Genomic DNA, 14,796 nt, shown 5'->3' with positions numbered 1-14,796 from the left:
CACGAAATCGAGAGAAAGGCCAAGAGCCAATCTCAAAAGAGGTTAGGAGTAAGCTGCCGAGAGTGGTTTGCGAGAAAACCGTAAAAGAGTCTGGCTCAACAGAGGAGACCTACTCAAGAGCAAGAAAGAAACTCGGTTAAAACAAGAGTGGGATTCTCCAAGACAGAGGAGAGGTGAAGTATCTGTTCATCAACCAGTAGAAGCCAGACTCCTAGACGGTTTCTGTAGGGCAACGGTGTTTGAGAATAGCATTAAGAATGGTTAACAACTTACGCAGACAAACTGACGGTTCCCAATTCGGGTAAATCAGCTAAACAGACAGCACAAGTGGCCTTGCCAATGCCGGGGACAGAAAGTACCGTCTGTCACTCCATAGAGGGTGGGTTCATCATATTTTGTTTCTATCTCGGCAAAGTTGGCCGCTTCTGACCTCAAATCAGGGATAGTTCATTCGGGTTTGGTCATCTTCTCATAACTGAATTAGCCAATTACATAATGATACCACCTGTTCTTCATTGGTTAAATTAGCCGCATTAGATAAAGTATTATTTTCTAATTGTTTATATATTTCTTGAGCCATTGCTGCTTCAATCGCTGCACCAATAAAAAAGGTAAAAGGAGTACAATTGTTATTAGAAAACGCTATTCTAATTCTCTCTAATGCTGAATTAGCGGTTTTCCAATGCTCATCTGCTCCAGCCGGATCGATTCCCCCTTTCAGTTCTCCCAAAGCAAGATACTTTTCTGGGTTATGATGTGCTGAATCTTTACTTTTTCCAAAATTTATTTCACTCGGTAAACAATTAAAGAGACAAATATCTACATTTTTCTTGACAGTGGGTACAGTTAAATTATAAATCAGGGTGCGTTCTTGTCCACTCGAAAACCAATGTAATCCTTTAATTTGCCTTTCGATATCTGGCTCAAGACTAGCCTGCATCCAATTTTTAGTTTTTGAGTCAAGATATTGAAACTCTATTCCCATAACAGATAATGTAGAAATTAGAATTCTAGTAAATCGCCATTCACCGAGGAAACCCGCAATATTTCTCATGCTACCACCAAGCGCATCCCCTCTGGTTAATAAAAACCGATACACTAACTCATCGACAAAAGAGTGACTCGAAGGTTCTAAAAAATTATCAATTAGTCCTTGAATGGCCTCTTTTCGATCTTCATCATGTAAATACTTTTTAGCTTTATTAGAAACCCCAGCCGCCGTTAGTAAAGAATCTTGGATTTCGCTAATTTGTAATAGTTCTTGCGGAGTTTGTGCTAGTGCTGCTAGGGTTTTAAGGACTTTAGCTTCTTCAACGAATGGACTCGCTTTTCTATTTTTTTCCAAGGCTAAAGCAATAAATACTGCTCTAACTTTTTCATAGGGGGTAATGAGACTCTGATGAGAGGATAAGTGATTTTTAAAAGACATTTTTTACTTTTTCCAAATATAAATACATTTTCTAACAACTTGTCTTCCATGTTTGCCCATTTGTTGAGAGCTATTTCCTTTACCTTGAGGTAAAATTAGTATATTTTCTATCTTAAATCCTATATCTTCAGCAATTTTTGATAAAATCGTGTCTATGGAAATTACCGCACCTGCATATCTAACATTATCGTTCACCATAAATATTAAACCATCTTTTTTGAGAACGCGATAACATTCTTGGATGATACAAGCCATTTCATAAAAGTAGTTTTTGACCATACGATAAATTCCATTATTATTGAGTTCTTTTTTATTCCTTTTATAATCCAAATATTTTGTAATTGCTTGTAATAACTCTTGATGGTTGCAACTTTCAATGGCTGTTTTCCAAGTTGGATTAATCTCTAGAATTTTTTTTGCTTTACTTTCAACAGTACAACTAACCATTGCTTGACGTAATTCTATTAATTCTGGTTCTGTAATTCCTAAAATAGCGTGTTCTAAAGCATAGGTTCTAGTATAATCATAGCGATTACAGTAGGGTGGAGAGGTGATAATTCCTGAGTAGTGATTACTATCTAAATTAGGTGATATTTCCAAACAAGAACCTTTTAATAAATTTACTTTACCCGCTTTCTTTTCTGGTTCTAGGAGCGAAAATAAATCTTGTTTTTTATCCTGTAATGGGATATCATTTTTGAGTTCTTTTATTTTCTGATTTATTGCATCATCGAAAGACAAAATTTTTCCTTTATCAAATGTACTTCTAACACCTTTTCGTTCTGAACGATAATCCCAACGAAGATATTGTCCATCTTTTCGGGTATAACTGATAGATTCTAGAACGCATAATAGTACAAATAAGAGAATTTCTTTTAACGCATTATTTTCGTTCTCTATCTCATAAAGATATCGTTGTATTTTCTGGTGAGTTTCTTGTGAATATGCACCGTTAGTGATACGCAAAATTTCAAATTTTTTAGTTTCTCCATCAGTATTCCAAGGTTTTTGTCCTAACCAGCGTTCTAAACCAGTTATAATTTCTTCTTTATACTCGCTTCTAGCAAGAATATTAGCTTCTATAATTTTTTGACCTACTGGTAATACTTCGATCCCTTCCGCATCATATCCCAGTGCAGAGCAGGCAAATAGTGTTGTTCCTGCTCCCGCAAATGGATCAAGGATTTTGCCTGTTTTGAGAGGATATTTTTTTATTAAATATTCGACTAAATCAGCAGAAAAGGCTTCTTTATATTTGTACCATCTATAATAATTTCGATTCTTATTAGCTTGAAAACTAACCAGTTTTCGGGTTAAGCAGTTATCAACGGTAAGAGTGTGAGCAAAATAATTCGTTAAGGCTTCATCTAGGGTTTTGATTTGATTTAAAAAATCGAGATCACTATTGGGGTTAGTCTGAGTTGGACGATTTGTACTTTGGTTGGTGGTTGGATTTAACATGGGGATGAGCAATCAGTGAATGAGTTTGAGTTAACCGTAATGCTGGGCTAGAAATGCCTCTGCTTCTTGGCGGGTGGTAATTGTGCCGTCTAGGGTAGCACTTAACAGGTGGTCTAACATTTCTCGGTATTGGGGGCCGGGTTTGTAGCCTAATTGTTTGAGATCATTGCCATTGAGGAGGGGGGAAACTTGTGACCAGTGGATTAAATATTGCCAGATGAGTTGGCGGATGGGTCGCGGGGTGCGGACGGCCAAGAGGACGAGGAGGGGGAATTTATAGGGTTTAAGATGATGATAGACGGTGCTGGGATGGGGGGAGGGGTGGGAGAGTGACGCTGTGATCTCTTGTTGGAGTTGGGGGAGGGTTTGCAGTCGTTGGATACTTTCTGCGGTGAGTTGCAGGTTTTGGGCGACTTTTTGACCTTGGCCTGGGGGTAAGGTGGCGAGGAGGACTTCTAGACGCATTTGCCAATGGGTGAAATGATGTTGGGTGGGGTCAAAGCGTCGTAAACAACGGTCTAAAAGCAGTATTTGCCACCAGAGGGAGGGGTTGAGGGTGAGGGAGGGATGTAAGCAGCGTAAGGCTTCTAATTGGTTGAGGAGTTGCAGGGCGGGTTTCCAGTATTGGGCTTGTAGAATGTATTTGAGTTCGGTTTTTAAACGGGTGGTTAAAGCGGGGGCTTTGTTTTCGGCGAGGGAACGGTCATAAACGCCGCTTTCGATCGCATAATGGATGTAGTCTTGGGTTTGCGCTTCGATTTGAAAGCCTAGGCGGACGGCAAAGCGGACGGCACGGTAAATGCGGGTGGGGTCTTCGATGAAGCTGTTGGGGTGGAGGACTCGGATTAAGCGCGATCGCAAATCTAACAACCCCCCAAAAAAGTCCAGTAATTCCCCCTCCCTCGGTGCAGTGAGACGAATAGCCAGGGCATTAATGGTAAAATCCCGACGATATAAGTCTTGGCGAATAGAACTGGCCTCGACTTCTGGATTCGCTGCTGGATAGGGATAAAATTCGGTGCGGGCCGTGGCAATATCTAAAGCGAGAGAGTCTAATTCCGGGTCTTTATGCCAGAGTAACGCGGCAGTCTGAAACGCCCCATGCACCTCTAAACGAGCTTCCGGATACTGTTGCTGCACCGCTTTGGCCAATTCTACCCCGGCCCCGGTTTGTGCCGTGCGATGAAACCCATCGACCACTAAATCAATATCTTGGAGGATTTTTTTCTCCCCGGTCGCATTAGGACTCAGCCCAGAGGCTTGTAAAATTAAATCACGCACCACGCCCCCCACAACATACAAATGCCAACCGCGATTTTCCGCTTCTTGGGCAATATGGTTCATTAATTGCCAAATAGGACTCGGGATGAGACTTTGGGGTTGGGGGATGAGACAGCGTGAATAGTCCCGTTTCCCTTCACTTTTGGTTTCTCCCATGCCCCAAGTTTGGGACTGACGCTGGCGTAAAATGTCGGTACGGGTGACAATGCCCAGTAAGCGGTCTTCTTCTAATACGGGCAATCTGCCAATATCATACGTCACCATCAACGACTCTATTTCCGGTAAGGGGGTGTCGGGGGTGATGGTTTGTAGGTTGCGACTCATGTATCCTTTGACGGGGGCATGACTAAACCCGTGATGGAGGGCAATATCTAGGTCACGACGGGAGATAATACCGACTAAATGATCTGCCTCATTGACTACGGATAGGCCGGAATGGCCGTAGCGGAGTAAAATACGCTGGGCTTCTCCGATGGTGACTTGAGGGCGAATGGTACGGACGGGAGAGGACATTAAATCTCTGGCCGTGAGGGGATGGGGAATTTGGGCGATAAAGTCCTCTAAGAGTTGATTTAAAGCGGTTTTGGGGTCGATGTCTTTTAGGGTAGCTGAGGCTGCTTGGGCATGACCGCCGCCGCCATAGTTGGATAATAATTGATTAAGATTGGTATGGGGAATGCGCGATCGCGCAATAACCGTAATCCGTTGACTCCCCTCCCCTCCCCCATGCCAGTAGGGAGACACCAACAACAGCGCATCCTGTTGGGTTAATTCCAGCAAATGTTCCACCACACTCGACAACCCTGGCATAAACCGGTCCGTCGGCAAAAACACCCACCCCACCTGATACCCGTGTTGGGTTTGGGTTTCCAAGTTTTGCAACGCATCGGAAAGCAGTTGTTGCAGTTGAGGAGAGAGTTGAGGGTTGAGATACTCCCGCAGACTGTCAAGGTTCGCCCCTTGTATCATCAACCAGGCGAGGGCTAGCGCGTCCCTAGAGGTACTTTGAGACACCGTAAGGGAACTGGTATCCACATGGATACCCAACGCCATTACAGTCGCTTCTGGCACAGTTAGAGACACCGCCGCCTCTTGCAGTTTTTCCACCACCAGCGTAGTCGTAGCCCCCACATCAGCAATATATTGCTGAGTCGCCGGAATATCCCCCTGACTCTCTAAATGGTGGTCATAGAGCGTAATATGATGAAGATAGGGAAGCTCAAACCATTCTTGGGCTTTACCAAGACGGTTGCGATACTGAGTATCCACCACAATAATCCCCTGTAACTGTTTCGTGTCAACACTCCGCCGTTCCATCAACGCCAACTCATCCCGATACAACCGCAAAAAGCGACTCACCCCCGGATGGGCCCCACCCGTCAGCACAACTTTTGAGCCAGTATATAAGCGGGAAAGCCCCACTGCGGCCCCTAATGCGTCAAAGTCTGCGGTTTGATGACATAAAATTACTTCCATTTTGGGTAATTGGTAATGGGTGACTGGTAATGGGTGACGGGTGACGGGTGACGGGTGACTGATTACTGTTCACTGACTTCCAGAAGGAGTCAATCTTTGGTAGCGTATAAAGATTAGGAGAGTCACATAACAAACTCAACGAGCTTATTGGGAGATTTAGAAAAATGGCTATTTTGTTTCAAATTGCTTTAGCAGCTTTAGTCTTACTATCCCTCGTCATGGTCATCGGTGTTCCTGTCGCCTATGCTACCCCACAAAACTGGGAACAGTCCAAACGACTGATTTTCCTCAGTTCTGGGTTGTGGGTGTTACTGGTTATTGCCGTAGGGGCCTTGAACTTCTTTGTGGTATAAGTCCCAAACCCCCTAAACTAAAGAAAGTAGGATAACCCAGACTTATCCGCCGTAACCCGCTTGTAAATCTCACTTGACAACACTCATGGCAGTTTTTGAAGGCACATTTAATCAGGATATAGCGTCCCAACGTTTTGCGATCGTTATTGGACGCTTTAACGACCTTGTGACTGGTAAACTCTTGTCAGGGTGTCAAGACTGTCTCAAGCGTCATGGGGTAGATACCAACCCCCACGGGACACAGGTGGATTATTTTTGGGTACCGGGGAGTTTTGAAATTGCCATGGTTGCCCGCCAAGTGGCTATGTCTCGTCAATATGATGCGGTAGTCTGCTTGGGGGCCGTCATTCGTGGCCAAACTCCCCATTTTGACTATGTGGCCTCGGAAGTCTCGAAAGGGGTGGCCGCGGCCAGTTTTCAGACAGGAGTTCCAGTGGTGTTTGGGGTAGTAACCACAGATACCCTACAACAAGCCTTAGAACGGGCCGGAATTAAGAGTAATTTGGGCTGGAGTTATGGCATGAGTGCGCTAGAAATGGCCAGTTTAATGCGTCAGGTGCAGCAAAATGTGGGTTCTCCCAATTCCTATTTTGTAGAGGGAAATGAGGGAAATTCCGCCGCTTTACCCTCTAGCCAAGGGCAGGGAACACAATCTGAAAATTGGGCTTGACAAGTCTAGGTAATTATGCAATACTGGTAAAAGTCGTAAATATGCGGGTATAGCTCAGTGGTAGAGCGTCACCTTGCCAAGGTGAATGTCGCGCGTTCGAATCGCGTTACCCGCTTTTTGAGACGGGTTTTTAAAACTCGTTTTCATCAAGTTTGTTTCCATTCAATTATTTTTTGCAACAGGAGCAGTTCACAATTGCTCCTAGTTTTTTTGCTCCTAGTTTTTTTGCTCCTAGTTTTTTTGTTTCTAGTTTTTTTGTTTCTAGTTTTTTTGTTTCTAGTTTTAAGGAGAAATTCGGAAGAATCTGGTTAAAGATGACTTGGTGGATTGTATTGTCATGTTGCCCACTCAGTTGTTCTACAATACGGGGATTCCCGCCTGTTTGTGGTTTCTGAGCCGTCATAAAAACGGGAACAAGAAACGGAATCGCGCGGGAGAAGTTCTCTTTATTGATGCTTCGGAAATGGGCTATATGCTGAACCGTCGCAACCGCACGTTTGCTGATCAGGATATCGCCAAAATTGCAGGAACTTATCATCAGTGGAAGAGCAAAGATGGAGATTATGAGGATATTAAGGGCTTCTGTAAGTCAGCCACCTTAACGGATCAGCAATTTATTGTCGTTTGGAAAGCCAACACTCAGCAAAGGCTGACAACAGAGGAAATCGAAGCCCACAGACAAAACTGCTAAAATAAATTTTTCTTCTTAAAATAGAAATATCAGAATGTTTGAGTGGGATGAAAACAAAAACCAACAGAACATCAAAAAACATAAAATTAGCTTTGAAGAAGCCACCGAGATTTTTAATGGAATTGTATTTACTGCGATTGACGAACGGTACGACTACGGAGAAACCCGTGAAATTAGCATTGGAGCAATTCAAGGTGTTGTAATTATTACTGTTGCCCACACAGAACGAAACGGTAACATTCGCATTATCTCAGCCCGAAAAGCAACCCCAAAAGAAAGGAAACAATACTATGACTATCTCGCCCGAACGACTTAAACAACTGCAAAATCTCCCCGACTCAGAAATCGACACTTCCGACATTCCCGAACTGGACGAACAATTTTGGAAAAATGCGAGGAAAGTTGAACCCGTCTCCCAAGAAACCGTTACCATCCCCTTAGATCAAGATGTCCTCAACTGGCTAAAACATCAAACTCCCCATTATCAAACCTTGATTAATCAGGTCTTACGCGCCTATATGAACCAGCACTAATCCTAGCAAAAATGGCATTTCTCACCGAAGACGAAATCGAAGAATACACGCTACAAGTCTTAGACTCTCTCGATTACGACTATCAAAACGGTTACGACATCCAACCCGACGGTCAACACCCCGAACGGAAAAGTTTTAGTCAGGTTATCCTCAAAGAGAGACTGCAAAACGCCATTGCGAAACTAAACCCCCATCTCCCCGCCGACATTCAACAACAAGGACAGCGACAACTCCTCAACATCGCCAGTCCTGACCTCATCAACAATAACGAAATCTTCCATCAATACCATGTATATTGACAAACCCCTCAAAGGTCATAATCTCATGCAGGCGATCGCGCGCATCAATCGGGTTTACTTCGAGAAAACAGGGGGTCTGATTGTTGATTATTTGGGGTTAGCCAACGAACTGAAAGAAGCCCTTTCCTTCTACTCCCAAAGCGGGGGAAGAGGAGAAATCACCGTCGATCAAGAACAAGCCCTCGGTGTCTTCCTGACAAAGCTGGAAATCGTGGAACAAATCCTCGCTGACTGCGACTATCAAGATTACTTTACCGCCACCACTGGCGAAAAACTCAATATCTTAAAAGCTGCCACCGATTACGTCGCCCATCCCTCTCGCAAAACCCGTTTCCAAGATGCTGTCACCGCCCTATCCAAAGCCTACTCTCTCGCCGTTCCCAATGCTCATTATCACGTCCCTTTACTCACCTCTCCTTTACCTGATCTGTTAGCAAATCTGAGACAGGTTTTGTTAAGTTTCTCGGATGACTGCTCTCCTCTGACCTTGAATTATGATTAGTATGATTTTCTTGTTCGTTGGGATGGAGTCGTGAACGGTGTCGCTTGGAGACAAATTGCTCAGGATCAATTCCATCAAACGTAGGTGGCAACCAAACTCTGATGATCAGCAACGCTCCTAACACTAAAAGAAAGATACACGCCACCAAAACCTGTGTCCAAGGCGTTTCTAAGACACCCCGTACAATGATTTCTCGAAGTACAGATACAATCGAAACTTCTACCGCAACACCGATAGAGACACGATGTTCTTGTAAGTAGATAATGAGCAAGCGAAAGAGTTCTACTAAGATGAGGAGAAAAAGAATATCAGAGGTAACAGTTTCAAATTGCAGGGGGGGTAACAGTGAAACCACCATCTCCCGCAGTTGCAAAACCATAAAACTAAACAGTCCAATACACAGGCCGATTACAATCATATCCTGAACTGTTTCTAACAACCTTACCACATGGTGGCTATTGAGCCAACGATACCAAGGAAGGGGGGGGGTTTGAGGAGTTTTCATAAGAGAAATAACTGGGTTGATGAGAACGACGTTGCTTTATAAACCCAAGGAGATTGGGCAATGTGATCAGATAAGTTTCAGCGTGACTGTGTTCTTTTTTAGTTTAGCTATAAGCCTAAAAAATAGAAACAGTCTAACAATATGATTTTTTTTTATACTAGATAATGCCTACTTAACTCAACTCCTCATTTGCCGGGTTGTGTTACTGTCGTTGCTCCCTATAACCTGAGTTTTCGATAGATTGCATGAAGAATCAACCTAGATTAATTGTGGTGTAGAAACGGGCTGCTTCGTCTTCCTGTAGGGATTCCAGCCGATTTCTATGTTTAATCGTTGAATGTATAATTGTATAATTAACGATCAACTATGATTTCGTTCTGCCTTAATTGCTGCCTTAAAATCCCGTATTTTGGGGCAAAAATCATGGTTAGGATAAAGAGCAGCGTCAAGAATACCACGATACTCCCTCCGGTGGAGACATCCAAGTGATAACTCAAATAAGTCCCCATGACACAGGATAAGACACTGCTAAAAATGGCGATGCCTAACATTCGATCAAAGCGATCGCTCAATAAATAGCCAATAGACCCCGGCGTGACTAACATAGAAATAACCAGAATAATCCCCGCCGTCTGTAACGCTGCCACAATCGTTAACGCCATCGTCGAAAGCAGCGTATAATACATCACCTGAGTATTCAGACCAATGGCCTTGGCATGGTTGGGATCAAAACAAAATAGCAGTAAATCTTTACGTCGCAACAACACCACCATTAAGGTAATAAACCCGGCAATTAGCGTCTGAATAATATCTTGGGTCGAAATGCCCAACACATTGCCGAATAAAATATGAAATAGGTCAATATTACTGGGAATTTTCGTGACTAACACCAACCCAAACGCGAAAAACCCTGTAAAGACAATGCCAATCACCGCATCCTCTTTTAAGCGCGTTTGGGACTTAATATAACCAATAGCTACCGTAGCCCCAAAGCCAAACGTAAACGCCCCAATAGCAAACGGAATGCCCAACGCATAGGCCACCACCACCCCCGGCACAACTGCATGGGAAATGGCATCCCCCATCAACGACCAGCCTTTGAGAGTGATATAACAGGAGAGGACGGCACAAATTAACCCCACAAAGGCACTCACCCAAATGGCCTGACGGAGAAAGCCATATTGTAAGGGTTCAACTAACCAATTCCAGATTGCAAGCAAATCTATCATACGTCCACCTCTGACTTCGCAAACATTTGCTGGAGACTCATCACAGGTAAACCGCCAAACGTCATGGTGAGATTTTCTTCTGTAAAGGTTTCCTCGGTTGTGCCAGACGCAAGGATGGTGCGGTTAAGGAGAATGGTGCGATCGCAAAACGTCGAAATCGAAGCCAAATCATGAGTCGAAACCAAAATCGTATGGCCCTCATCCCGCAACTGCATCATCAGATCAATAATACGCTTCTCCGTCTTCACATCCACCCCCGTAAACGGCTCATCCAGCAAAATCACCTTCCCCTCCTGCGCCAACGCCCGCGCCAGAAAAGCCCGTTTCTTCTGTCCTCCCGACAACTCCCCAATCTGATGATGACGAAACTCACTCATCCCCACCCGCTCTAAACTTTCCATCACCAAACGGCGATCCTTTGCACTAGGAATCCGCAAAAAATTCATATACCCATACCGCCCCATCATCACCACATCAAACACACTCACCGGAAAATTCCAGTCCACTTCATCCGACTGCGGCACATAAGCCATCAACTGGCGTTTCTGCGCCTTCAACACCGGGAAATCCCCCACACGAATCCGGCCTTGGCTAGGCTGTAAAAAGCCCATAATTGCCTTAAATAACGTGGACTTCCCGCCACCATTGGGCCCCACCAACCCCGTAATTGTGCCGGACTCCACCCTACAATAGGCGTTATAAAGAGCAAGACGAGCATTGCTGTAGGTAATGCTGAGATTATCAACGGTAATATCAAGAGCTTGAGTTGTCGTTTGCATGATTGGTTTAAAGTAAGTTGTTGTGCATTTAAAGTGGGACGTGATTGTCGGGAATAGGGAATAGGGAATAGGCAAGAAATTAGAGAAATTTAGCTTACTTGGAAAAACCCATTTTAAGTCGGTGATAGCTTAATGAGTGAGTTAAGAGTATTAAGGGTTTAAATTGTGAGCTTTCCCACATCAGGGAGATTAATAACAACAAGAGAATCGCCAGAAAGCTGATTACTGATTACTGATTACTGATTACTGATTACTGTTTACTCCCCGCCAACAGACCATTAGTAATGGTGCGAGCATCATATTCAAGCAACTCTAAAAACGTCGGCACCGGCCCACCTTCCGTCGAGAGAGAATCCACATAGAGATTGCCCCCAAACCGCGCACCCGTCGTTTTAGCTACTTGTTTTTGTCCCTCATCATTCACCGTGGTTTCACAAAAAACAGTCGGGACATCATTGCGTTTCACCGCTTCAATCACTCCCTGCACCTGTTTTGGGGTAAATTGCCGTTCGGCATTAATCGGCCAAATATAAATTTCTTCCATATCATAATCCCGTGCTAAATAAGAGAACGCACCTTCACAACTGACTAAATAGCGTTGTTCTTCGGGGACTTTCTCTAAATCTGTCTCTAATGCCTCATCAATCGCTTTTAGCTGTTCGCTATAGGCCGCCGCATTTTCGTTGTAGGTGTCGGCATTCTCCGGATCAAGCTCTACAAAGGCTTTACGGATATTTTCCACATAAATTAGGGCATTCTGAGGAGACATCCACGCATGGGGATTGGGTTTATCTTCGTAAGGCCCTGCTGCAATGGGAATGGGTTCAATGCCTTCTGTAAGCAACGCTGAGGGAACATCCTCAACATTGCCCAAAAACTGCTTAAACCAACGCTCCAACCCCATCCCGTTATAGAGAATCAGATCAGCATCCTGTGCTTTGGCAATATCGCTAGGGGTGGGTTCGTAACCATGAATTTCTGCACCAATACGGGTAATGGACTCTACAACCAGTTTATCCCCGGCCACGTTTTGAGCCATATCGGCAATTACGGTAAAGGTGGTTAAAACTTTCTTTTTCCCTTCGCTGTCGGTGGAGGGAGTCTCGGTGGTTTCGGTGGTTTCCGCGCTGTCTGAGGACGCTGAAGGGGCGTTTCCGTCGGTTGTGGCACACCCGGTCAACCAAAGGCTGAGTGCCAGACTAGCGGCGAGAACTATCCCTCTTGGGCAGAACATTTGTTTCATGAGCAGTGGGTTTCGCGTTTTTCATAATTTTCTCACTTTTCATAATTCTCTCATAATTTTTGCGTGGCGACAGGCATGGGCTTCATGTTTTGTTACAAATGGTGAAAAAGGGAACAGGGAACAGGGAACAGTTGGTTCTCCCCCATTTCCCCTATCTCCCGACTCCCGACTCCCGACTCCCTTGACACCATAAAAGAAGTCCTCACCCTATCCACTGGGGCGAGGACTTCTGTCTGAGTGTTCAGTTAACTTATGCTAGGCCGACTAATTTTTCGCTTAACTCCCAGACTCGTTTCGCTTTATTAGCATCACTGCCTTCGGGGGAAAGGGTTTGAACAAAGGCATCTCGGCCTTCTTGCTGACGGTTGCCCCAACTCCAGTGAACTCCAGATTTTTTGTATTCGGGGTCCGCCACCACTGCGGCCACCCGTTCTCCGGCTAATTCTTGGGACACATACCCCCCGGTGATGTTCTTTTGAAACCAAGGGAATAATTTTTGAAACCAACCGTAATGGTTACGGAAAAGGGGCGTTTCGGCGACGCATCCGGGATAGAGGGAGTTAAATAAAATCCCCGTTGAGTCGTGGTAACGACGGTGTAATTCTCGTGTGGTCAGCATATTACAGAGTTTGCTGTCTTTGTAGGCTTTCCCGGATTTGAATTTTTTGCCATCGATCATGGTAATGGGGGGTTTAAAGCCTTGTTCAAAGCCTTTTAAGTCGCCTAAGTCCGCCGGGGCCGGAATGGGAATTTTGCCACCGAGTTCGTTTCGGTTGGCGGTGACTGTTCCTAAGACAATGAGGCGTTTGTCCGTCTCTGGTGAGTTTTTTAAGTCTTCTAACAGTAGGTTGATGAGGAGGAAGTGGCCGAGGTGGTTGGTGGCCACGCTTAACTCGTAACCGTCGGGGTTACGGTGGGGGTTTTTCTCGATGGGGAGATAAACGGCGGCGTTACAAACGAGGGATTTTAAGGGTTTGCCCAGTTCGCGGAAGTTTTTGACAAAGTTGCGAACGCTCTCAAAGTTGGCGAGGTCGATTTGTAGTGCCGTATAGTGGTCTGGGTTGATGCCGACTTCTTTGGCGGCTTTTTCGGCTTTGTCGAGGTTACGACAGGCCATGATCACGTGCCAGCCTTTTTGGGCAAGGGCTTTGGCACTGTAGAGGCCGACTCCAGAGGAAGCCCCGGTGACAATTACTGTGGGTTGTTCCATTGTTCGTTAAACTCCGTTTGCTACCATGAATGGTTTTAAAGGTTTTTTTATGTCCTAAATGTATAAGGATATGAGGAAGGCAACGCGATCGCAACCGTCCCTATGATAGAGTTTCCAGTCCTTTTCTGGACTACCACAAAATCGAATTTTTTGTATGAATAATTGTTAATATTAAGACTGCACTTGGGCAACGTGAAAAGCGATGAGACTAGATAAAGAAAGGGAGTTTCCCCAATGCTGTTTTAAGGTGGCTTGCATTTGCTGAAAGAGGATATCACGGGTGTCTGGGTCTAGAGCAATATAGGGGGATAAGGTACTTAACAAGATGAGATATTTGTCAATAGGATAAGTAATTGTTCCCTGACATTGGTAGAACTGAAGATTTTTAAAGTGGCCGGAGTCGAGGACGGTTTGCCCCAATTGTTGTAAAAAGTTGACATGGGTTTCTGGGGGGATGTAAGGGGAGAGAGACGGGGCATAGGTGTCGTAAAGAGGTTGTAAGGTTTGGGCAACCTCTGGACTAGGTTGAGGGGGTGTATTCCAAAGTAAAATGAGTGAACCGTCGGGTTGCAGAAGTTGGGCGGCTTTCTGACACCGGGTTTCAGGGGCTAGCCAATGAAAGGAGGTGCTGGCGATAAGGGCGGCAAATTGGCGGTTTTGGGGTTGCCATTCCTCAAAGGTGGTGTTAATAATTTCTACGTTGGGATAGGTGTGGCAGTTGTCTTGGGCGAGTTGACAGGCTTCTAAACTCGGTTCAAGGGCTAAAATGGGAAGGCCAAAACTAGCTAAAGTGGCGGTGGCTGTACCGGGGCCGCATCCTACTTCTAGAATAGGGGCATGGGGGGGAAGTTGAGCGAGGGTGAGGGCGTGTTGAAGCAGGTCTTGGGGATAGCGGGGTCTCGCGTAGTGATAGGCTTGAGCTACGGAGGAATACCAGCTTTTTTTCTCGTTGAGGTCTTTACTATTGACCATGTTGAGAAGTGAGTCTAAGTCGTTCATTTTTTTGGTTGTTTGTTATTTGTTCTTTGTGAAAAAGGGAACAGGGAACTCCGGAACAGGGAATCGGGAATCGGGAGTCGGGAATCGGGAATAAGATATTTTTTGTTTTCCCCATCTCCCCCATCTCCCCCATCTC

Annotated in this window: 14 protein-coding genes, 1 tRNA gene and 2 pseudogenes; 8 read left to right on the top strand and 9 right to left on the bottom strand. The window is 44.9% G+C overall.

Features of this window, described 5'->3' with window-relative positions; translation table 11 throughout:
* Window positions 1–469 precede the first annotated feature (469 nt).
* Genes PN462_RS12025 through PN462_RS12015 form a run of 3 tightly spaced genes read right to left on the bottom strand, consistent with a single transcriptional unit; the run spans window position 470 to window position 5,647 of the window.
* Window positions 470–1,429 carry an AvaI/BsoBI family type II restriction endonuclease gene (locus PN462_RS12025; protein WP_272128480.1) on the bottom strand — a complete coding sequence of 320 codons (960 nt, stop codon included), beginning with the start codon at window positions 1,427–1,429 and terminating at the stop codon, window positions 470–472.
* A 3-nt stretch (window positions 1,430–1,432) separates the two neighbouring features.
* A complete protein-coding gene (locus tag PN462_RS12020; RefSeq protein ID WP_272128479.1) occupies window positions 1,433–2,890 on the bottom strand; it encodes a DNA methyltransferase in 1,458 nt (485 codons plus the stop codon).
* Window positions 2,891–2,920: 30 nt separating this feature from the next.
* On the bottom strand, window positions 2,921–5,647 hold the full coding sequence (locus PN462_RS12015) for a CBS domain-containing protein (RefSeq protein ID WP_272128478.1): 2,727 nt from the start codon (window positions 5,645–5,647) through the stop codon (window positions 2,921–2,923).
* Between the two features lie 164 nt (window positions 5,648–5,811).
* Between PN462_RS12015 and psbZ the strand changes: the two genes are divergently transcribed.
* From psbZ to PN462_RS11975, 8 genes and pseudogenes are all read left to right on the top strand, one after another.
* Window positions 5,812–6,000, top strand: coding sequence for a photosystem II reaction center protein PsbZ (gene psbZ, locus PN462_RS12010; protein WP_272128477.1), 189 nt, complete (start codon window positions 5,812–5,814; stop codon window positions 5,998–6,000).
* Window positions 6,001–6,085: 85 nt separating this feature from the next.
* Window positions 6,086–6,670, top strand: coding sequence for a 6,7-dimethyl-8-ribityllumazine synthase (ribH, locus tag PN462_RS12005; RefSeq protein ID WP_272128476.1), 585 nt, complete (start codon window positions 6,086–6,088; stop codon window positions 6,668–6,670).
* Window positions 6,671–6,713: 43 nt separating this feature from the next.
* A tRNA-Gly gene (locus PN462_RS12000) sits at window positions 6,714–6,785 on the top strand.
* Between the two features lie 171 nt (window positions 6,786–6,956).
* Window positions 6,957–7,277 (top strand): annotated as a pseudogene (locus PN462_RS11995) (N-6 DNA methylase); the annotation flags it as partial.
* A 118-nt stretch (window positions 7,278–7,395) separates the two neighbouring features.
* Window positions 7,396–7,677 carry a BrnT family toxin gene (locus PN462_RS11990; RefSeq protein WP_272128475.1) on the top strand — a complete coding sequence of 94 codons (282 nt, stop codon included), beginning with the start codon at window positions 7,396–7,398 and terminating at the stop codon, window positions 7,675–7,677.
* Window positions 7,652–7,894, top strand: coding sequence for a BrnA antitoxin family protein (locus PN462_RS11985; RefSeq protein WP_272128474.1), 243 nt, complete (start codon window positions 7,652–7,654; stop codon window positions 7,892–7,894). Before PN462_RS11990 ends, PN462_RS11985 begins: the two co-directional genes overlap by 26 nt.
* 11 nt (window positions 7,895–7,905) lie before the next feature.
* A complete protein-coding gene (locus PN462_RS11980) occupies window positions 7,906–8,193 on the top strand; it encodes a type I restriction endonuclease (RefSeq protein WP_272128473.1) in 288 nt (95 codons plus the stop codon).
* Window positions 8,174–8,578 (top strand): annotated as a pseudogene (locus PN462_RS11975) (type I restriction enzyme endonuclease domain-containing protein); the annotation flags it as partial. The gene PN462_RS11980 and the pseudogene PN462_RS11975, both read left to right, overlap by 20 nt.
* A 22-nt stretch (window positions 8,579–8,600) precedes the next feature.
* On the opposite strand, the gene PN462_RS11970 reads toward PN462_RS11975, so the two are convergent.
* The 6 genes from PN462_RS11970 to PN462_RS11945 form a co-directional block, all read right to left on the bottom strand.
* Entirely contained in the window at window positions 8,601–9,200 is a 600-nt protein-coding gene (locus PN462_RS11970) for a phosphate-starvation-inducible PsiE family protein (RefSeq protein WP_443029152.1), read from the bottom strand.
* Window positions 9,201–9,553: 353 nt separating this feature from the next.
* A complete protein-coding gene (locus PN462_RS11965) occupies window positions 9,554–10,429 on the bottom strand; it encodes a metal ABC transporter permease (protein ID WP_272128471.1) in 876 nt (291 codons plus the stop codon).
* Window positions 10,426–11,208, bottom strand: a complete 783-nt coding sequence (locus tag PN462_RS11960; protein ID WP_272128470.1) for a metal ABC transporter ATP-binding protein — start codon at window positions 11,206–11,208, stop codon at window positions 10,426–10,428. The genes PN462_RS11965 and PN462_RS11960 overlap by 4 nt, the downstream gene beginning before the upstream one ends.
* Before the next feature lie 250 nt (window positions 11,209–11,458).
* Window positions 11,459–12,442: a metal ABC transporter substrate-binding protein gene (locus tag PN462_RS11955; RefSeq protein ID WP_272128469.1), complete on the bottom strand. Its 984-nt coding sequence runs from the start codon at window positions 12,440–12,442 to the stop codon at window positions 11,459–11,461.
* A 259-nt stretch (window positions 12,443–12,701) separates the two neighbouring features.
* Window positions 12,702–13,661 carry a protochlorophyllide reductase gene (locus PN462_RS11950; RefSeq protein ID WP_272128468.1) on the bottom strand — a complete coding sequence of 320 codons (960 nt, stop codon included), beginning with the start codon at window positions 13,659–13,661 and terminating at the stop codon, window positions 12,702–12,704.
* A 171-nt stretch (window positions 13,662–13,832) separates the two neighbouring features.
* Entirely contained in the window at window positions 13,833–14,660 is an 828-nt protein-coding gene (locus tag PN462_RS11945; RefSeq protein ID WP_272128467.1) for a class I SAM-dependent methyltransferase, read from the bottom strand.
* Window positions 14,661–14,796: the final 136 nt, after the last annotated feature.

This window comes from Spirulina sp. CS-785/01 (genome assembly GCF_028330525.1).
In the GTDB taxonomy this organism is placed as follows: domain Bacteria; phylum Cyanobacteriota; class Cyanobacteriia; order Cyanobacteriales; family Spirulinaceae; genus JAQMSD01.
Note: the sequence above shows the minus strand (reverse complement) of the source record. Positions and strands in the feature narration are given on the sequence as shown.

Excerpts from the sequence above, each read along its gene's own strand:
- PN462_RS12025 (WP_272128480.1), bottom strand. The coding sequence starts at position 1,429 with ATGTCTTTTAAAAATCACTTATCCTCTCATCAGAGTCTCATTACCCCC.
- PN462_RS12020 (WP_272128479.1), bottom strand. The coding sequence starts at position 2,890 with ATGTTAAATCCAACCACCAACCAAAGTACAAATCGTCCAACTCAGACT.
- PN462_RS11980 (WP_272128473.1), top strand. The coding sequence starts at position 7,906 with ATGGCATTTCTCACCGAAGACGAAATCGAAGAATACACGCTACAAGTC.
- PN462_RS11990 (WP_272128475.1), top strand. The coding sequence starts at position 7,396 with ATGTTTGAGTGGGATGAAAACAAAAACCAACAGAACATCAAAAAACAT.
- PN462_RS11950 (WP_272128468.1), bottom strand. The coding sequence starts at position 13,661 with ATGGAACAACCCACAGTAATTGTCACCGGGGCTTCCTCTGGAGTCGGC.
- PN462_RS11955 (WP_272128469.1), bottom strand. The coding sequence starts at position 12,442 with ATGTTCTGCCCAAGAGGGATAGTTCTCGCCGCTAGTCTGGCACTCAGC.
- ribH (WP_272128476.1), top strand. The coding sequence starts at position 6,086 with ATGGCAGTTTTTGAAGGCACATTTAATCAGGATATAGCGTCCCAACGT.
- PN462_RS11965 (WP_272128471.1), bottom strand. The coding sequence starts at position 10,429 with ATGATAGATTTGCTTGCAATCTGGAATTGGTTAGTTGAACCCTTACAA.
- psbZ (WP_272128477.1), top strand. The coding sequence starts at position 5,812 with ATGGCTATTTTGTTTCAAATTGCTTTAGCAGCTTTAGTCTTACTATCC.
- PN462_RS11945 (WP_272128467.1), bottom strand. The coding sequence starts at position 14,660 with ATGAACGACTTAGACTCACTTCTCAACATGGTCAATAGTAAAGACCTC.
- PN462_RS12015 (WP_272128478.1), bottom strand. The coding sequence starts at position 5,647 with ATGGAAGTAATTTTATGTCATCAAACCGCAGACTTTGACGCATTAGGG.
- PN462_RS11960 (WP_272128470.1), bottom strand. The coding sequence starts at position 11,208 with ATGCAAACGACAACTCAAGCTCTTGATATTACCGTTGATAATCTCAGC.
- PN462_RS11970 (WP_443029152.1), bottom strand. The coding sequence starts at position 9,200 with ATGAAAACTCCTCAAACCCCCCCCCTTCCTTGGTATCGTTGGCTCAAT.
- PN462_RS11985 (WP_272128474.1), top strand. The coding sequence starts at position 7,652 with ATGACTATCTCGCCCGAACGACTTAAACAACTGCAAAATCTCCCCGAC.